Raw genomic sequence first — 18,640 nt, forward strand, 5'->3', positions numbered from 1 at the left:
TTCTAATTTTAAACTGCATTATTTAATTCATAATAGAAGCCCTTCATCTCCATAAGCTCATTATGATTTCCCTGTTCTATAATATGGCCGTCTTTAAGTACCAGTATCATATCGGCATTTTTGATGGTTGAAAGTCTGTGAGCAACTACAAAACTTGTTCTACCTGTCATCATCTTATCAAATGCCTTACTTATTCTTGCTTCAGTCATTGTATCTATACTTGAGGTAGCCTCATCAAGTATAAGCATAGGTGGCAATACAAGCATTATTCTTGCAATACATAGAAGCTGTCTTTGTCCTGCCGAAAGATTTTCACCGCCTTCGGTTACTATTGTATCATATCCGTCAGGTAATCTTTTTATAAAGCTGTCGGCATAGGCTTCCTTAGCTGCCGCCTCTATCTCTTCAAATGTAGCATCAGGTTTTCCGAATGCAATATTATCTCTTATTGACGCATTCTTTAACCATGTCTCCTGCAAAACCATACCGAAGTTTTCTCTGATGGATTTTCTTGTAATATCATTTATATTCTTGCCCTCTATCTTAATAGAGCCGCTGTCTATATCATAAAAACGCATCAAAAGATTTATTATAGTGGACTTTCCGCTACCTGTCGGTCCCACTATTGCAATTCTCTGTCCGGCTTTTACATCCAAATTCAAATTTTCTATAAGCTTCTTTGATTTATCATAAGAGAAGTAAACATGTGATAATTCCACATTTCCGTCTACATTCTCAATCTTATTATTTACATCCTTATCCGGAAGTATCTCTTCTTCATCTATAAGTGCAAATACCCTCGCAGCACATGCAAATGAATTTTGCAGTTCAGTAACAACTCCCGATATCTCATTAAAAGGCTTTGTATACTGAGTTGCATAACTGAGTACTGAAGTGAGTTGTCCCACACTCATTTTTCCGGTAATTGCAAGCAATGCTCCTGAAATGGCAACACCTGCATATACTAAAGAGTTTACAAATCTTGTGGACGGGAATGCTATAGCTGAAATAAATATCGCATTTTGACTTGCAACCCTAAGTGCCTCATCAGATTCTTTAAACTCGTTTTCTATCTGATTTTCCATGTTGAAGTTCTTCACAGTTCCAAGACCTGCAATCATCTCATCCACTATACCGGTCATCCTTGCTCTTCTTTCCGATTGGGCCTTAAAGTGTTTGTAAGTATTCTTAGCAATAAGTCCTGCAACAAGCATTGCAATCGGTGTAACAAGTAGAACTACCAATGTAACATATACATTTATTGTAAACAGTATGATAATAGTAAGTATAATAGTCAGTATTCCTGTAAAGAACTGAGCGAATCCCATCAAAAGTCCTTCAGAAAACTGATCCACATCATTTATAACTCTGTTTATTATCTCACCATGACTTGTAGAATCCACATATGATATAGGCAGTTTCATTATCTTTGCAAATGCCCGATTTCTGATATCCCTTACCATATGATATGCGACTCCGTTATTTATTGCAGTCATACACCATTGTGCTATAGCTGTAATACACATCATAATAATCATCAATAAAATCACTTTTATGAGCTTTTCAAAGTCTACATTTCCCTTTGAAACAATTGTATCCACAGCTCTACCTGTAAGTATCGGTAAATATAAAGTTGTAAGTACAATAACCACAGCAAGTATCAGACTGACAAACATCCTGAATCTGTATGGATGAAGCAGGTTTAAAATTCTTTTTAAAGTATTTTTATTTTTCTTCATTTTAATCCTCCTCAGTCATTATCTGTGAACTGTATATTTCCTTGTAAATAGGATTATTCTCCAAAAGTTCCTCATGAGTGCCTATTCCCACAATTTTTCCGTCATCCAGTACAATTATTCTGTCGGCACTTTTTATTGAGACTATTCTTTGGCTGACTATAAGAGTGGTAATGTTTCCAATCTCTCTTATTGCCTTTCTAAGCCTTGAGTCAGTAGCATAGTCAAGCGCTGAAGATGAATCGTCAAGTATAAGTATTCCGGCTCTTTTCACAAGACTTCTTGCAATGGAAAGCCTCTGTTTTTGGCCTCCGGAAAAATTATTTCCATACATTGCAACCTCAGAATCAAGTTTACCTTCTTTGGAATTGATTACATCTGTAGCCTGAGCGATATCTGCGGCTTTATACAATTCTTCATCAGTTGCACTCTCATCTCCCCAAAGCAGATTGTTTCTTATATTTCCTCTAAACAGCCTTGACTTTTGCTCAACCAAAGCCACATTCTTTCTTATAGACTCTAAAGTGTATTCCTTTATATCTCTACCCGCAATTTTTATACTACCTCTGCTTATATCATAAAATCTTGGAATCAAATTTATAAGAGAGCTCTTTCCTGAACCTGTACCACCGATGATACCTATAGTTTCTCCCTTTCTTACTGAGAATGTTATATCTGAAATAGCCTCTTCTTTTGACTTGGGATATGCAAAACCCACATTTTCAAAAGTTATTATATCTCCTTCAAAATCATTTAAGACAAGCTCACTGTTACCGCCTTTTATCGACGATTTAATATCAAATATTTCATTTATTCTCTTTGCACAGGCGCTGGCCTTTGCTAAAAGTATTATAAGATTTGCAAACTTTACAAGCTCAACAAGGATCTGTGACATGTAATTTATAAGAGCCACTACCTGACCGGTAGTAAGATTACCTATATTTACCTGTATTCCTCCTGCCTGAAGTATTGCTACTATTCCTAAGTTAACTACAACATATGTAAGAGGGTTTAAAAGTGCGGATATATTTCCTACTCTTACTTGATCTTTGTACAGATCCTCTGTAGCAGTATCATACTCACTTATTTCACTTTTTTCTTTTGAAAAGGCACGAATCACTCTGATACCTGTAAGATTTTCTCCTGTTTTTCCAAGTACCTTATCAAGTTTTCTTTGAACATTTCTATAGAGGCCTATGCTCTTGGACATTATGAGCGCAACAATTATTGATAATATTAATATTACAACAAATGCAATCAATGACATCTTGGCATCTATATTAAAAGACATTATAAATGCACCTGCAACTATAAATGGTGACCTAAGAACCAGTCTGAAAAATCTGTTTACACCGTTTTGTACCTGGTCACTGTCATTTGTAATTCTTGTAACAAGAGTTTCTCTTCCAAGTATATCAGTCTCGGCATGTGAAAACTTTAAAATATGAGCAAACAAATCATCTCTAAGCTTTGTTCCGAAGCCGGTTGCAGCCTTTGCACTGAAATACTGTGCAACTATTGCTGATGTAAGCCCTATTACAGCTAATGTCACAAGTAGGATTCCCATCTTTATGATATAATCCGAATCTTTATTTCCTATTCCGATATCAATAATCTTTGCTATAACAAGCGGTACCAAAAGTTCAAAAGCCGCCTCCAAAAATTTAAATAATGGTGCAAGAACAGACTCTACTTTATAATCTTTTAAATATCTAACCAGTCTAAGCATAATCCTCCTATCTGTTTGCATACAATTTCTTTATGATAATGCTTTTTTAACAGATTGTCAAAGTAAAAGGCATATATTTATAATGAAAAACACATTATAAATATATGCCTGAAATTTATCCCATCAAAGATGATACAAAATACCATACAAGCACTACAAGTCCAAGACCGATTCTGTAGTAACCGAAGAATTTAAAATCATTTTTCTTTATCCAGTTCAATAAGAAACTTATAGAGAAAACAGATACCAAAAATGCAACTACCATTCCAAGTAAAAGATATACGACTTCCGCTGCAGTATAGTGAAAACCGAATTTAACCAATTTCAAAAGGCTTGCACCGAACATTATCGGTATGCTTAAGAAGAAAGAAAACTCAGCCGATACAGCTCTTGAAGCTCCTAAAATCATACCGCCTATAATAGTCGCACCCGACCTTGATGTTCCCGGTATAAGTGCAAGCACCTGAAAGAATCCGATAAATAAAGCTGTCTGATAATCTATTGCATGAACGCTTCTGATGCTGTCCACTCTCTTCTTATTGGAATTTTCTATCATAATAAATAAAATACCATATATAATCAGCGCCATAGATACCACAAATCCGTTATAGAGATGTGCATCCAGCCAATCATCAATTAAAAATCCCAACATAGCGGCCGGCAAACATGCAATAATAATCTTCTTCCACAGTTCGATAGTAAGTCTTCTCATCTTTGAACTTTTACCCCTGCTAAACGGATTCAGCTTTTTAAAATATAAAACTACAACCGCCAAAATGGCACCAAGCTGTATAACCACCATAAACATTGATTTGAACTCGGCGCTTGCATTAAGTCTTATAATTTCATCAATTAAAATCATATGACCTGTGGAACTTATAGGCAGCCATTCAGTTATACCCTCTACAATACCGATAATTATGACCTTGAGTATCTCCAGTATATTCATACTAATCCTTTCCATATTTATCTTCTAAATATTCTCTATCTGCCAATCGATAGGCGATATATTATTTTTTATCAAAAATTCATTTGCTTTTGAAAAATGCTTACATCCGAAAAAGCCTCTATATGCAGAAAGCGGACTTGGATGCACGGTCTTTAATACCAGGTGCTTAGGGTTATTTAACATTTTTGCCTTTGATATTGCGGCACTTCCCCATAGCATAAACACAATAGGTCTGTCGGTATCATTTATAATATTTATTATCGCATCCGTAAAATTCTCCCATCCCTTTCCCTGATGTGAAAAAGCTTTATGCGCTCTTACTGTAAGTATGGTATTAAGTAAAAGTACTCCCTGATTAGCCCATTTTAACAAATTCCCGTTATTAGGTACATATGTACCTACGTCATCATGAAGCTCTTTATATATATTTATAAGAGAAGGTGGAATTTTCTTTTGTGACTTAGGCACTGAGAAAGATAAACCATGTGCCTGATTCTCTCCATGATAAGGGTCCTGTCCCAAAATCACTACTTTAATATTTGATAAAGGTGTAAGATGCAAGGCCTCAAATATCTTATCTGCCGGTGGAAATACCGTATGTGTACTGTACTCCTCTTTCACAAATTCGTACAAACTCCTGTAGTATGGTTTTCTAAACTCTCCACTAAGTACTTCTTTCCACTCTCCGGTCAATTCACTCATATAGAATCCCCCGATAATTTTGTTTTATTGAAAGATTATACTAAAGTATATACCTGCTTTATAAAAACAATTTATATACAAAAGTACATAACTTATTCTATCATAGCTAATTGTCCTATACAAGGTTTTAAATTATGTCATTTATGCTAATTTAATATTATAAAATTAACACTTATCAGCTTAAAGATATTATACAAGTCTCTTTACAAGCAATATACTTTGTCTTATAATTATTTTGTAACGGTAAATTGTACACTCTTTAATGTCGGTGTATTTTAATAAAGGAGAATTATGGAGGATATTAAAAGAATACTGGAGCTTAATCTCGCTCTGTATAAGAAATATAATATACCTATAGCAAATTTGGAAGAATTTGTTTTCGGTTTCAAATGGGCAATGGCTATTGATAATAACAAAAAAATAAGTTTTGCACTTAGAATAGGAAAAGAAAAGCCTATAAATGAATATGAAGCTGTTATAAGAGAACTTATAGGCAAACCTTTGGATCAATGTATAATTGAGCTTTTGCTTAAAGAAGATGATACACTTCGCACTTTGCTTGTTGTACTCAGTAATTTGATGAGTAAGCCTTTAAACACTGTCAAGCTTTTAAAAGACAGAGGTATTGAACGTAGCGAAGGTCTTAATTTCAAGTATGATGTAAAAGATATGAAGGTAGGGCTTATAGGATATGGTGTTTATATCAGATTTTTCCTTAACAAATGTAGTGAATTTCACGCCTTTGATCTACTGCCTGAAAAACAGATTCTAAGCTATCATATATCAAAGGACAGTACGGAAGTTTATCCCCAAAATATTCATTTCCATCTTGGAGAAGATGCTCTAAACTACAAAGAAGTGCTTAAAGATCTCGATATAATTATTATGTCCGGTTCCACTCTTGTAAATAACTCTTATCTTGATATATTAAGTGCCTGCACCAATGCAAAAATAAAAGGAATATACGGTCCAAGCAGTGAACTGTCACCTGACTATCTCTTTGAATCAGGTTTCAATTATATTTTCAGTATGGACGCAAAAGACTCTAAAACATATCTTGACTGTTCATTTGCCGCCATTCCGAACTTTGAAACATTTGAAGTTATGAATCTTTATGAATTAAAAAAAGTATAAAAAAATACACCCCGACAATTTATTTGTTCGGGGTGTTTGCTATTATATACCGGTGCTTTCAAGGCAGTCTATTACAGACTTCTTATATTCCAAAAACTCTTTTGTGAGCTTAAAAGAATTATCTCTTACAGAAGTTTCTATTTTAATCTCGGCTTTTATACCTCCGTCTCCAAGAATATATATTCTGTCAGACAGAAGTATAGCCTCGTCCACATCATGGGTTATAAATATAGTCGAAGTATTATATTTTCTTCTCATATTCATATACCAGTCATGCATCTCATCCTTGGTAATGGCATCCAGCGCAGAAAAAGGCTCATCGAGTAAAGAGACATCTTTTGAAAAAAGATATGTTCTTATAAGTGCGATTCTTTGTCTCATACCTCCTGAGAGTTCTTTGGGGTATTTCTTTGCATAGGCATCCAGCTTAAACTCTTTTAACATCTCATTTGCCTTTACCAATGCATTCGATTTCTTTTGTTTTTTTATAAAAAGAGGAAGTGCCACATTCTCTTCTATTGTCATATAAGGCAGCAGAAGATCTTTTTGAAATGAATAGCTTATAAGTCCGGACTTGCCTGTAATGTCCTCTCCTCTGTATATTACATTTCCTACATCGGGCTTTAAGAGCCCTGCTATTATATTAAATAAAGTACTCTTTCCGCTTCCGCTTACTCCAAGAAGTGAAATCAGTTCATTATCCCTCAGCTCAAGATTTATATTTGAAATAATATCCCTTTCATCATATCCGAAGCTTACATTCCTTACTTCTAAAATAACCTCACTATTTTGTGATAAATTCATTATCAAGTCCCGCTCCCTCATATATAGGGTTTTCTAAAAGATTGTTATCATTAAGCCATTTGTAAAATTCTCCCCATCTGTCGGCATCAATATATCCCCATGGTGTACCTTCGTCGATGTATTGAGCTGATAAATACTCTTGAGATGCCATTGCAAGATTCTTATCTATTTCAGGTGCATACTTTAACAGTATTTCCGCAGACTCCTTCGGATTTCCTGCAGCAAACTCGTATCCTTTTTTTGTAGCCTCAAGAAAGCTCTTAACCGTATCCTTATCATTTTTTATCATATCATCATTTGTGAAAATTACAGGTGTATAATAGTCAAATGTAGGATTGATATCTTTGAAAGCAAAATAATCAAATTCAAAGCCTTTGACATTGGCTGCAATACCTGCCCATCCATAATATACCCAAATAGCGTCTACCTGTTTGCTGCTAAGTGCAGATACCTCATCAGTAACCGTTGAAGGTATAAGATTTACCTTACTGAAATCTCCCCCATCCTTTTCAACTACATTTTTTAATATAGCTTTTTCTATCGGCATATCCCATGTCGCATAATTTTTACCTTCAAGTCCCTTAGGTGATGTAATTCCGTCATCTTTTCTTGACATTATTCCTGAAGTATTGTGCTGTGTTATAGCTGCAACCGCCTTTATAGGAAGCGCATTGTCTCCTGAAAGTGCTCCTGCCATAGTATCCTGAAAGGATACTCCGAAGTTTGCCTTTCCACTTGCAACAAGTACTTCCGCACCGTCCTCAGGTGGCTGAACTATTTCAAGCTCAATTCCCGCATCCTTATAATATCCCTTTTCCATTGCAACATAAAATCCTGTATGATTGGTATTCGGCGTCCAATCAAGTACCAAAGTCAGCTTTTTACTGCCGGTTTCCGTAGGTTTTTTACTCCCGCAGGCAGTACTTCCCAAAGCCAAAGCACCTACGCTTAATGCAACAAATAAATTCTTAATTACTTTTTTCATGTTTCTCCTCCCATGGCATGGATATTTTCTGTAAAATATCCACTGCCTTTAATAATAATAAACTTAATATTGATATAATAATTATCACTGCAAACATCTTATCAAAGGCATATGCCTTTCTTACCCTTGTCATATAGACGCCAAGCCCTCTAAATCCTCCAAGCCATTCCGATATCACGCCTCCTACCACCGAGTATGATGCTGAAATTTTCAAAGCTGCAAAAAACTTTCCCATGGATGAAGGCAGCTTTATAAATTTATAAATATCAAATTCACTTGCGCCCATTGATTTTAAGAGGTTTATCTCATCTTTGTCCGTACTTTTAAAACTTTCAAGTACACCTATTGTAATAGGAAAAAAAGTCACAAGTACTATCAGTATAATTTTAGGCAAAAGATCATATCCGAACCATAATACCAAAAGCGGTGCTATAGCTATTGTAGGAATTGTTTGGCTGATAATAATAATCGGATAAAATGTTTTATAAAGTTTTGAAAATCTGTCCATCAACAATGCAAATAAAAGCCCCAGTATCACTCCTGCTGTCAGTCCAAGCATACTTTCAAGCAATGTATATAAAAGATGATACATAAGCAATGAAAAGTCTCCTGTCAACGCCCTTACTATCTGTGCCGGCGAAGGCATAAGATATGCCGGTATTACCTGTAGGCTGCAAAGCATCTGCCATATTAGCAAAAATAAAACACCAAATCCGATCGGGTATATACTGTCTCTTTTATTTTTCATCTGTATGGTGCTTTGTCACCTTTCTGTCTATTGTAAGCAAGTCTCCGTCAGGTCTGAAGCTTACTTTAATATAAGCCATTACACCCGGTGCACCTGCCCTTATAGCCACATGTTGACATTCCTTTACTATATCCATAAGTTTGTCATAATCACCCTCAATGGTAGTTTCAAAAGGACCGACATAATATTTTAAACCTGTGCTCTTTATATATGCTATTACCTCGTCTACAATTCTCACTATTTCTTCATTGTCATATACTTCAGGTAATGTCTGTATAGCTACACTCGCATTCATATTTACCTCCAAAAAAAGACTGCTCTACGGCAGTCTTTTTTTCCTACGCCGGCATTACCCGGATCAGGTTATGGGTTAAGGTAAAAACCTCTCTCAGCCGTATCAGCACCCCTTCAAATATTTACTTTGATTATAATACGAATCCGAAAAATTTCAATCAAATTTTTTTTGAAAAATAAAAACTTTTAGTTGACAGATTTAAGCTTAACTGGTATAGTATCAAAGTACCTTACAGAGGGGAATAGTTCAATGGTAGAGCAACGGTCTCCAAAACCGTAAATGGGGGTTCGAGCCCCTCTTCCCCTGCTTTAAATCTCGAGGTGTGGCTCAGTTTGGTGGAGTGCAGCGTTCGGGACGCTGAGGTCGCAAGTTCGAATCTTGTCACCTCGATTTATAAGGCCAATTGGTCAAGCGGCTAAGACGGCGCCCTCTCACGGCGCAAACCCGGGTTCGATTCCCGGATTGGTCATCAAAAAGTAAATATCCCGTTATAGGGCCAATTGGTCAAGCGGCTAAGACGGCGCCCTCTCACGGCGCAAACCCGGGTTCGATTCCCGGATTGGTCATTAAAGGAAGAGTGAAACTCTTCCTTTATTCATATACATGCTTGTGTAGCACAGTTGGTAGTGCAACTCATTCGTAATGAGTAGGTCGTCGGTTCGAGTCCGATCGCGAGCTTAAACAAAGCTGCCAAAAGGCAGCTTTGTTTACATTTCCACTTCTATTCCGTCTCTCCAGATTCTGTCAAGATCATAGAAAGCTCTGTCTTCTCTAAGGAAAATATGAACAACAATATCCCTGTAATCAATCAACATCCATGTTGCATTCTTATTTCCTTCTATAGCATGCGGAACAATTCCTTCTCTACCCAAAATAAAATCGATTTCATCAGATATAGCCTGAACCTGATTTACATTATTTGCACTGGCTATTATAAAATAGTCCGCTACAGAACTTACTTTTGTTATATCAATAACCTTGATATCTTCGCCTTTTTTGTCATCAATTATATTATAAATCTTTTTTACAATTTCTTTTATTTCCATCTACACCTCTTCATCTCTCAATTCATATGTAAATTTATCTATATACATATCCTGACTGCTCAAATACTCAATGGTTGAATTTGCAATTCTTCCTATCGCTTTTGTTATATCCTCAAATGCCAGTTTTCTTATCTCATCAAGACCAGGTAATTGTTTTCTGTTAGGCTCTATATAGTCTGCAACAAATACAATTTTTTCCAACATACTCATATCTTTTTTGCCTGTTGTATGCCATCTTATTGCCGACAAGATATCTTTATCTTCTATATTATAGTTTTTCCTTGCCAAAAAAGGTGCATATATTGCATGAAGGATTTGCGGCGCTTTATCTGACACCAAAGCAACATAAGATTTATCGGTATAAGGATCAACAAACCCATCCATATCATCTTTAAGCTTCGAAACCTTCTCTCCCTTTGCAACATCATGCAAAATACCTGCAAGTTCCGCCTTTACAATATCCTCTCCATAACGCATAGCCAAGGCAGCCGATGTATAAGCCACACCAAGAGTATGCTCATATCTTTTTTTCGGCAATTTTTCCTTCACATCAGCCTTTATAAGGTCTATATTTTCTCGACTAAAATCAAACATATAATTTATTCTCTTCTATATATCTGCAAACACTCTCAGGAACATACTTTGAAATACTTTCTCCGCCTCCGGCCAATTCCCTTATCCGAGTTGAAGAAATATCAATATCCATAGTATCCAAAAAGTAAATACCTTTAATTTCATATTTACTTTTCAGATACTCAAAATGCTTTTTCAAAGTAAGATTTTCATTGCTGTAATCCCTTGATGCCACTATCAATTTTACTATCTTCAATATGATATCAGGATTTTTCCAAGTCTCAATCTCATAAAAAGAATCCGCCCCCATAATAAAGTAAAACTCGTCATCAATATACTTACCCTGAAGTTTTTCCAGAGTATTAAAAGTGTAGGAATTACCTTCTAAAGTATTTTCAAAATCTGAACAGCAAAGTCCGCTATGCCCCTGTATCGCCAATTCAATCATGGATTTTCTCCGCGAAAATTCACTGATCTTTTTTCCGAGCTTATGTGGAGGCGTCTTTGCAGGCATAAACCATACTTCATCAAGATTACATAACTCTTTTGCTTCCTCTGCCAATATCAAATGTCCCGAATGTATCGGATCGAATGTACCGCCAAGAATACCAATCTTCTTCATATTATTTCGGAAGGTTTATCTTTCTGTTCTTAGGCTCATCAGCCTGTTTATAAAGCACTATCTTCTTTCCTATAACCTGTACCACTTCACTTCTTGTAAGCTTTGCAATTTCTGCTGCAATTATCTTAGGATCGTCGGCACAGTTTTTCAAAACAGATATCTTTATTAACTCTCTGGGCTCCATAGCCTCTGCAACAGCTGCAACATTCTCCTCTGTAAGAGAAGCTTTACCTATTTGCATTATAGGGTCAAGGTTCATAGCCAGTCCCTTTAAATATGCTCTTTGTCTACTATTCATTTTTCTCCTATTTACTTATAATAGTCAAACTCATGGCCATACATACGAACAGTATTTCCATCAACTATTCCTGCCTCTTCCAGTTTTTCCAAAACACCTGATGTCTTTAAGAATTTCTGGAAGAAATCAAATCCCTTTTCAGAATCAAGGTTTGTATATCCAAGCATCTTCTCAATTCTTGGACCTTCTACCACGAACACTCCGTCCTCATCGATTTCAACTGTAAACGGAAGATTCTTATCGCTTGAATAATCTACTTCAAACTCTTTCTCAAAAACTTTAACAGTTCTGTCGATTGTACTTAAAATATTTACCAGTTCATAGAGAAGCTCCTGTATACCCTTACCGCTTACTCCTGATATAGGAAATACTTTAATATCAGGGAAAGCCTCCTTTATTCTCTCTATTTGACTGTTTTCTTCGTCATAGATTGCATCTATTTTATTTGCGGCAATGAGCTGCGGTCTTTCAAGCAGACTCTCATCATAACTCTTCAGCTCATTCATGATGGTTTTTATATCCTCTACAGGATCTCTGCCTTCAGTAGAAGCCGCATCCACCACATGTACAAGTACCTTGGTTCTTTCAATATGCCTGAGGAAATCATGTCCAAGGCCCACACCTTCACTGGCACCCTCTATAAGTCCCGGAATATCCGCCATAACAAAACCTCCCGCACCCTTTACATCCACTACACCAAGGTGTGGATCAAGTGTTGTAAAGTGGTAATTAGCAATCTTAGGCTTTGCATTACTTACTCTTGAGAGAAGTGTAGACTTACCTACATTAGGGAATCCTACAAGACCTACATCAGCTATAACCTTTAACTCCAAGAGAACAAACATCTCTTTTCCGGGCTGCCCCGGCTTTGCAAACTTAGGTACCTGCATAGTTGCGGTAGCAAAATTCATATTTCCGAATCCACCTTTACCGCCTCTAAGGATTACCTCTCTTTTATTTTCGCCTGACATATCGGCAATAACCTTGCCGGTTTCAAAGTCTTTTATTACAGTACCTTCGGGTACCTTAAGCGTCAGACTCTTGGCATCCGCACCATGGCATTTTCTCTTACCACCCGGTTCACCGTCTCCTGCCACATATTTTCTCTTCATTCTAAAATCGGTGAGCGTGTTCAAACCTTCATCTACTTCAAAAATGATATCTCCGCCTTTTCCACCGTCACCACCGTCAGGACCGCCGGCAGCCACAAAAAGCTCTCTTCTAAAGCTTACATGACCGTCTCCGCCCTTACCGGACTTTATAAAAATTTTTGCACTATCAGCAAACATAAATACCTCTTTGTATTAAAGAAGGCCTCATACATCTGTATGAAGCCTCCCGTCTCAACTCTTATTCAGCAATAGCTCTTGGGTAAACAGAAACCTGCTTTTTGTCTCTGCCCTTTCTTTCAAAACGAACTACACCATCAACTGTAGCGAACAAAGTATCATCACCACCACGACCTACATTAAGTCCTGGATGAATCTTTGTACCTCTCTGTCTATATAGTATATTTCCAGCTAAAACAAACTGTCCGTCTGCTCTCTTAGCACCAAGTCTTTTTGACTCAGAGTCACGACCGTTCTTTGTAGATCCAACTCCCTTTTTATGAGCGAAAAGCTGAAGGTTCATTTTTAACATTTACTTGACCTCCTGTAAATTAATCTTGATAAAATCTCCGTACTCTTCTCCTATATCCATAAGACCAAGAATACATGAATCCAGTAATAGTCCCGATTTTTCACTTCTATCATGCAAAGTCAAAGAAAAGAAGCCGTCATCAGAATCGACCGTAAAATCGTCATCACAAAAATGTTCAATAGAATTCGCCAAATTCAGTGTAAGCACCGAAACCGCCGCGCATACTATATCCTTGCCTTCTTCATCAAAGTTTGCATGTCCTGAAACTTTCAAACCGGTGTATTTGCCGTCTTTGGCAAATGCAATAACATCAATCATAAAGATTATGCATTAATCTTTTCAATCTTAACTTCTGTAAACTGCTGTCTGTGGCCGTTCTTCTTGTGGTGACCTTTTTTAGGCTTGTACTTGTATACAATAACCTTCTTAGCCTTGCCCTCTTTAAGAACAGATGCACTGACACTTGCTCCTGTTACAGTAGGTGTTCCAACTTTAAGTTCTCCATCGTTTAGTGCAAGAACCTGATCAAATGTAACAGCCTCACCGTCTGCTTTTCCAAGTTTCTCTACTCTAATGATATCTCCTTCAGAAACCTTATACTGCTTACCACCTGTAGCAATAATTGCGTACATAAGGATACCTCCTATTATCATTACTCGCCAAAATTGGTGCCTGAAACAGGCTTGAAACCAACATTGAGCGGCATACCTATCTAGTATACACTAAAAATATAGTGATTGTCAATCAATATATTTACTTTCACTTTCATTTAATATTGTCTCTGCCTGCTTTGTAGCATCCTTATCTACATCAGACTTATTTGTAACCTTATTTATAAGCTCAGGAATCATATCAAGGATTTTAGTGAATGCATCCTGATTTTTTATATTCACAACCTTTGTTCTTCCGTCTTGAATAATAAGCATTGCACTTGGTGTTATCTTGGCACTCATTCCGCCACCCCCCTTTGACTTTGAGGTTTCTTCAAACGTCCCCGTTGCCATTCCGCAACTTACATCCACCAATGGTATTATTGTAGTATCACCTACAACAATAGGCTCTCCCACTACAGTCTTTGTTGTAAGAAAAGTATTCATACCGTTAAATATAGCTTCGGCATTATCAAAAAATCGACTGTTCTTCTCCATCTTTGCCCTTTCTATCGTAAAACATAATATATGTAAATTTATAGACTCTCTTAAAGTCTTCATTATACCACATATTTATAATAATATCACCATACTTAGTTTACATTTATTTTCATATTTGATATGATAGTATCAATTCCTAGTTATGCACTAGGTATTAAATTAAATTAAACTGATGATTTCGCTCAAACTTCAAAAGCTTTCAGCTTAAATAAATCATCAGATTATATAGAAAAGAGGAATCAAATGAAAATTTCTACTAGAGGTAGATACGCTTTAAAAATGATGGTCGAGTTTGCAATAAACTCCGATACACCTACAAAAATAAATCAGGTTTCCAAATCCTATGGAATTTCCGAAAAATACTTGGAGCAGATAGTTTCCATTCTTTCAAAGGCTAAGCTTGTAAAAAGTATTCGTGGTGCTCAAGGCGGATATTTACTCATTAAACCTGTAGAAGAATATACAGTTGGCGAAATACTTAGACTTACAGAGGGCTCACTCTCTCCGGTTGACTGTCTTGACGGCAACGGTTACTGCGTGCATTCAGACTTTTGTGTAACACAGAACCTTTTCAAAAAAGTTGAAGATGCCATAAACAATGTAGTGGACAATATATCTCTTCAGGATCTGGTAGACGATGAGCTTGATATACGAAAAAGAGAAAAAGAACTTGAGTTAAATGATAAAAACGGTTGTCATAAAATCACATAAAAGTGATATATGGCAACCGTTTCATCTTCCACATTTGTTACTATAGGACATTTGTAATAAAAAGATACTGTTTAAAAATAAAAGGCATGGCGCCTTGCATCACCATGCCTTTTATTTTACTCTAACATTTTAATATCACTCTAAAAAACTCTAATCTTTGCGTCGGTATATCACTCTAAAAATCACTCTAACTATGTTATATCACTCTAACTATATAACACACTCTACAATCACCCTTAAAACACTCCAAAATATCACTTAGCCTTTACTATATCACTGTAACAATCACTCTAAAATAAAACATTGATATTATGAAAAGTTTGACTCCTCAAACATTTCTTGGCTTTGACAATTATGATTATAGCAGTAAATATAGATTTTTTATAAAAAAAGTATAAACTGCGGTTTTTGAGGTATAAACTGCAGTTTATTTATCTGTTTTAATTTTTAACGTAAAAAAGCTATCTAAATGATAGCTTTTTACTGTAATCGTAATCTCCTATATACTCCAAACAAATTCACTCAAGACCTGGATGAAACTCCTATATCACTCTTTAACATCTGCTTTCTCTAACAATTGCCATTATACACGAATTTCTATATAATCTATATAAAAGGTATAGAATACAGTTTTTCAGGTATGAACTGCATTATTCACTTCAATTATATCTTTTTCTTTACCTTAATATAAAATATAATACACAAAAAGAGGAAAACTATGAATGTACTTATAACAGGTGCTTCCGGCGGTATCGGCAGAGCCGTTGCAATAGAGTTTGCAAAACATAAATATAATATAATCGGATGTGCAAAAACAGATGCCGAAGGACTTGCAGAAACAAAGAAAACAATTGAAAATACAGGTGTAAAATGTTATACAGACATTTGTGATATCACAAACGAAAATGCCGTAATAGATTTTATATCATCCTCAACAAAAGAAATAGGATCTGTAGACATACTGGTAAATAACGCAGGTATATCCTTTATCGGCTTGATACAGGATATGTCAATAGATGAGTGGAACAATGTAATCAATACCAATCTCACATCCGCTTTTTTAATGTCAAAGCATATAATTCCTTATATGCTAAAGAAACAAAAAGGGCATATTATAAACATTTCATCCGTTTGGGGAAATGTAGGTGCATCTATGGAAGTGGCATATTCAGCATCTAAGGGCGGTCTAAACAGTTTTACAAAAGCACTGGCAAAAGAACTTGCACCAAGCAATATTTTAGTAAATGCAGTTTCTCCGGGATTTATTAATACTGAAATGAATAAACATTTTGATAGTGATGAATTAAACACTATATTTGATGAAATACCGCTTGGAAGAGGCGGCGAAGCTGATGAGGTCGCCGAGTTCGTCTACAAAATTGCAACATCCAAATATCTTACCGGACAAATAATCACTCTGGATGGCGGATGGACATAAAATAAAGGCTATCATATGCTGCAGGATTCATTATAAGTCATTCAAATCAAGTCTTTCCTGTAGAATTTATGATAGCCCTTTATATATAAAGATAAAATATCTTTATATCAATATTTAAATATATCAAATACCACCGATATATTCATAGTCTCTTCAACAATCTTTTAATAACTCAATTATAAATAGCAACTAATTTTATGTCAATATCTCCTTTATAACTTTGTGAATATTGTCCTCATAATATTTTTTCTTATATGGAACTTATATAAATATATGTGTATTCTTTTATTGATAATATACCAATAAAACACGAATTTGAGAATTTATCTTGATAAGCTTCGGCATGCTTTATCTTGCTAATTTATTAAACGGCTCCAATAAGAAGTTTTATAGTTACTTATAAAACTTAGTGTCTCCGGCATTTCACGACAAACTGTATATTTTCTCAATTTTTCTTATATACAACTTTACCACCGACCATAGTCAATACAGGCAATATATTTTTTATATCATCATGTTCTACAGTAAAAATATCTTTGTCCAGTAGCACCATATCCGCCAAAAATCCAGGTTTTATACGTCCTTTAACATCTTCCATAAACTCTCCGTATGCACTTTCTAATGTATAAGCATCAATAGCAGTTTCAACATCGACACATTCATTAGGATAATAACCTTCCTTAGGATTTCCATTTTTATCCTTTCTGGTTACGGCCATATATATATTGGGAAACGGATTACAATCTTCTACAGGACAATCTGTGCCATATGCCACATGTGCTCCTTTTCTGGCTAGACTTCCAAATGCATATGAAGTTGAGGCAAGCTTAGAGCCTACAAGTTTATCAGCAATCTTCATATCGTAATCCAAGAATATGGGCTGTGCAAAAACAAGTATATTGAGTTTAGCGATTCTATCTATTAACTCACCACTTGTAATTTGACAATGTATCAAAGCATGTCTTAATTTATTTTCACCATCCACAAATGCTTTTTCATAACTATCAATTGTACGTTTTACAGCCTCGTCACCAATAACATGAGCGACAACTTGAAGTCCTTTTTCTTTAGCTAACTTGCAGTACCTATCCATATCCTCAACACTAATCCATTCAAGTCCATGGTCATTAGGTCTACCCACATATCCATCTGTCATAAAAGCCGTTCTGGCACCAAGACTTCCATCTTTAAACAATTTTAAAGGTCCAAGAGTCAGCCAAGAATCTTTTGGGTAAACCCCATGTACATATTCACCATTTTCTAAGTACTCTTTAAAGTCTTCTACATTGTTAAAACATACTTGATGCCTATATCTAAGCAGCCCTTCTCCTTTATCATATATATCATGAAAAAGTTTAAAAGCGCCCGGTCCATCCATAAATGTTGTTCCAACATCATTACTCTGCACACTTGTAAGTCCATGTGCTACTGCATATTCCATAGTTTCAATCAAGATTTTTCTACGTTCTTCCAATGAAAAATCAGGAATCAAGCGTTTTGCAATATTGCAACCGTTCCCTGTAAAAATGCCGTTAGGCTTTCCATCCTCTCCTACAAGAAAGTCTCCATCTTTAAACAGGTCCTTATTATTTTCTATATCTAATATTTCTAAAAGTTTTGAATTAGTAGATATTATATGACCACATACTCTCTCTAAAACAACAGGGAATTCAGTGCTTATCTTATCTAAATCATTTTTATCAGGTAATCTATTACTTTCTATAAAATTATCTTGATTCCAACCTATAGCATGAAGCCCTTCTTTCACATAATTCGGGTGTGAACTTGCAAATTCTTTACAAATTTCAATCATTTCATCTATTGAAGTAACACTCTCTATCATAGCTTGATTTCTTGTCTCCCCAAATTGCATAAAATGTAAATGTGAGTCATTCAACCCCGGAATAAGAGTTTTCCCCTTGCAATCAATTACTTCTATCTTTTGCTTATCATCTAAAATTTTTTTAATCTCATCATTACTACCCACAGCAACAATTTTATCATTTTCTACCAGAACAGCTTCTGCAAACTTACCTTTTTCAACATAAACCTTTGCATTAAACAGTAATTTTCTCATA

At 35.6% G+C, this 18,640-nt stretch carries 21 protein-coding genes, 5 tRNA genes and 1 riboswitch; of the genes, 8 read left to right on the forward strand and 18 right to left on the reverse strand.

What is annotated here, in order from left to right; genetic code table 11:
* Window positions 1-8: 8 nt before the first annotated feature.
* From EHV10_RS06115 to ung, 4 genes are all read right to left on the reverse strand, one after another.
* On the reverse strand, window positions 9-1,739 hold the full coding sequence (locus EHV10_RS06115; protein WP_128673901.1) for an ABC transporter ATP-binding protein: 1,731 nt from the start codon (window positions 1,737-1,739) through the stop codon (window positions 9-11).
* A gap of 1 nt (window position 1,740) precedes the next feature.
* Window positions 1,741-3,465 (reverse strand): ABC transporter ATP-binding protein, encoded by a 1,725-nt coding sequence (locus EHV10_RS06120; RefSeq protein ID WP_128673902.1) that lies wholly within the window; start codon window positions 3,463-3,465, stop codon window positions 1,741-1,743.
* Between the two features lie 115 nt (window positions 3,466-3,580).
* Window positions 3,581-4,414 carry an undecaprenyl-diphosphate phosphatase gene (locus tag EHV10_RS06125; RefSeq protein WP_128674012.1) on the reverse strand — a complete coding sequence of 278 codons (834 nt, stop codon included), beginning with the start codon at window positions 4,412-4,414 and terminating at the stop codon, window positions 3,581-3,583.
* A gap of 24 nt (window positions 4,415-4,438) precedes the next feature.
* On the reverse strand, window positions 4,439-5,116 hold the full coding sequence (gene ung / locus EHV10_RS06130; RefSeq protein WP_128673903.1) for a uracil-DNA glycosylase: 678 nt from the start codon (window positions 5,114-5,116) through the stop codon (window positions 4,439-4,441).
* Between the two features lie 291 nt (window positions 5,117-5,407).
* Here ung and EHV10_RS06135 point away from each other — a divergent pair, with 291 nt between their 5' ends.
* The gene (locus EHV10_RS06135; RefSeq protein WP_128673904.1) at window positions 5,408-6,250 is read left to right on the forward strand and encodes a Rossmann-like domain-containing protein; all 843 of its coding nucleotides are present in this window, start codon (window positions 5,408-5,410) and stop codon (window positions 6,248-6,250) included.
* 42 nt (window positions 6,251-6,292) lie between these two features.
* Here EHV10_RS06135 and EHV10_RS06140 read toward each other — a convergent pair whose 3' ends face one another.
* The 4 genes from EHV10_RS06140 to EHV10_RS06155 are packed head-to-tail and all read right to left on the reverse strand — an operon-like array spanning window position 6,293 to window position 9,082.
* Window positions 6,293-7,054, reverse strand: coding sequence for an ABC transporter ATP-binding protein (locus EHV10_RS06140; protein WP_128673905.1), 762 nt, complete (start codon window positions 7,052-7,054; stop codon window positions 6,293-6,295).
* Entirely contained in the window at window positions 7,035-8,039 is a 1,005-nt protein-coding gene (locus EHV10_RS06145; RefSeq protein ID WP_128673906.1) for an ABC transporter substrate-binding protein, read from the reverse strand. The genes EHV10_RS06140 and EHV10_RS06145 overlap by 20 nt, the downstream gene beginning before the upstream one ends.
* Entirely contained in the window at window positions 8,023-8,787 is a 765-nt protein-coding gene (locus tag EHV10_RS06150) for an ABC transporter permease (protein WP_128673907.1), read from the reverse strand. The genes EHV10_RS06145 and EHV10_RS06150 overlap by 17 nt, the downstream gene beginning before the upstream one ends.
* Window positions 8,777-9,082: a thiamine-binding protein gene (locus tag EHV10_RS06155; protein ID WP_128673908.1), complete on the reverse strand. Its 306-nt coding sequence runs from the start codon at window positions 9,080-9,082 to the stop codon at window positions 8,777-8,779. Before EHV10_RS06155 ends, EHV10_RS06150 begins: the two co-directional genes overlap by 11 nt.
* A gap of 23 nt (window positions 9,083-9,105) precedes the next feature.
* Window positions 9,106-9,205, reverse strand: a riboswitch (TPP riboswitch).
* A 112-nt stretch (window positions 9,206-9,317) separates the two neighbouring features.
* On the opposite strand from EHV10_RS06155, the gene EHV10_RS06160 reads away from it, so the two are divergent.
* The 5 genes from EHV10_RS06160 to EHV10_RS06180 all read left to right on the forward strand — a co-directional run bounded on the left by EHV10_RS06160 (window position 9,318) and on the right by EHV10_RS06180 (window position 9,760).
* Window positions 9,318-9,388: transfer RNA gene (locus EHV10_RS06160), tRNA-Trp, on the forward strand.
* A gap of 10 nt (window positions 9,389-9,398) precedes the next feature.
* A tRNA-Pro gene (locus EHV10_RS06165) sits at window positions 9,399-9,472 on the forward strand.
* Window positions 9,473-9,479: 7 nt separating this feature from the next.
* Window positions 9,480-9,551: transfer RNA gene (locus EHV10_RS06170), tRNA-Glu, on the forward strand.
* A gap of 25 nt (window positions 9,552-9,576) precedes the next feature.
* A tRNA-Glu gene (locus EHV10_RS06175) sits at window positions 9,577-9,648 on the forward strand.
* Window positions 9,649-9,687: 39 nt separating this feature from the next.
* Window positions 9,688-9,760, forward strand: a tRNA-Thr gene (locus tag EHV10_RS06180).
* 29 nt (window positions 9,761-9,789) lie between these two features.
* Here EHV10_RS06180 and rsfS read toward each other — a convergent pair.
* From rsfS to EHV10_RS06225, 9 genes are all read right to left on the reverse strand, one after another.
* Window positions 9,790-10,128, reverse strand: coding sequence for a ribosome silencing factor (rsfS, locus tag EHV10_RS06185; RefSeq protein WP_128673909.1), 339 nt, complete (start codon window positions 10,126-10,128; stop codon window positions 9,790-9,792).
* The gene (gene yqeK / locus EHV10_RS06190; protein ID WP_128673910.1) at window positions 10,129-10,722 is read right to left on the reverse strand and encodes a bis(5'-nucleosyl)-tetraphosphatase (symmetrical) YqeK; all 594 of its coding nucleotides are present in this window, start codon (window positions 10,720-10,722) and stop codon (window positions 10,129-10,131) included.
* Window positions 10,715-11,323 carry a nicotinate-nucleotide adenylyltransferase gene (gene nadD, locus EHV10_RS06195; protein ID WP_128673911.1) on the reverse strand — a complete coding sequence of 203 codons (609 nt, stop codon included), beginning with the start codon at window positions 11,321-11,323 and terminating at the stop codon, window positions 10,715-10,717. Before nadD ends, yqeK begins: the two co-directional genes overlap by 8 nt.
* Window position 11,324: 1 nt before the next feature.
* Window positions 11,325-11,621, reverse strand: a complete 297-nt coding sequence (yhbY, locus tag EHV10_RS06200) for a ribosome assembly RNA-binding protein YhbY (RefSeq protein ID WP_128673912.1) — start codon at window positions 11,619-11,621, stop codon at window positions 11,325-11,327.
* Window positions 11,622-11,632: 11 nt separating this feature from the next.
* Window positions 11,633-12,910 (reverse strand): GTPase ObgE, encoded by a 1,278-nt coding sequence (gene obgE / locus EHV10_RS06205; protein WP_128673913.1) that lies wholly within the window; start codon window positions 12,908-12,910, stop codon window positions 11,633-11,635.
* 61 nt (window positions 12,911-12,971) lie between these two features.
* The gene (gene rpmA, locus EHV10_RS06210) at window positions 12,972-13,262 is read right to left on the reverse strand and encodes a 50S ribosomal protein L27 (protein WP_007592297.1); all 291 of its coding nucleotides are present in this window, start codon (window positions 13,260-13,262) and stop codon (window positions 12,972-12,974) included.
* On the reverse strand, window positions 13,263-13,580 hold the full coding sequence (locus EHV10_RS06215; protein ID WP_128673914.1) for a ribosomal-processing cysteine protease Prp: 318 nt from the start codon (window positions 13,578-13,580) through the stop codon (window positions 13,263-13,265).
* 5 nt (window positions 13,581-13,585) lie between these two features.
* Complete coding sequence (gene rplU / locus EHV10_RS06220; RefSeq protein ID WP_007592302.1) at window positions 13,586-13,894, reverse strand: 50S ribosomal protein L21; 309 nt, start codon at window positions 13,892-13,894, stop codon at window positions 13,586-13,588.
* Window positions 13,895-14,002: 108 nt separating this feature from the next.
* Complete coding sequence (locus tag EHV10_RS06225) at window positions 14,003-14,410, reverse strand: GerW family sporulation protein (protein WP_034213615.1); 408 nt, start codon at window positions 14,408-14,410, stop codon at window positions 14,003-14,005.
* A 246-nt stretch (window positions 14,411-14,656) separates the two neighbouring features.
* On the opposite strand from EHV10_RS06225, the gene EHV10_RS06230 reads away from it, so the two are divergent.
* Window positions 14,657-15,124, forward strand: coding sequence for an RrF2 family transcriptional regulator (locus EHV10_RS06230; RefSeq protein WP_128673916.1), 468 nt, complete (start codon window positions 14,657-14,659; stop codon window positions 15,122-15,124).
* 718 nt (window positions 15,125-15,842) lie between these two features.
* Window positions 15,843-16,562, forward strand: a complete 720-nt coding sequence (gene ymfI / locus EHV10_RS06235) for an elongation factor P 5-aminopentanone reductase (protein WP_128673917.1) — start codon at window positions 15,843-15,845, stop codon at window positions 16,560-16,562.
* Between the two features lie 445 nt (window positions 16,563-17,007).
* Here ymfI and EHV10_RS06240 read toward each other — a convergent pair whose 3' ends face one another.
* On the reverse strand, window positions 17,008-18,639 hold the full coding sequence (locus tag EHV10_RS06240; protein WP_128673918.1) for an amidohydrolase: 1,632 nt from the start codon (window positions 18,637-18,639) through the stop codon (window positions 17,008-17,010).
* Window position 18,640: the final 1 nt, after the last annotated feature.

This window comes from Lachnoanaerobaculum gingivalis, from assembly GCF_003862475.1.
Taxonomy (GTDB): domain Bacteria; phylum Bacillota; class Clostridia; order Lachnospirales; family Lachnospiraceae; genus Lachnoanaerobaculum; species Lachnoanaerobaculum gingivalis.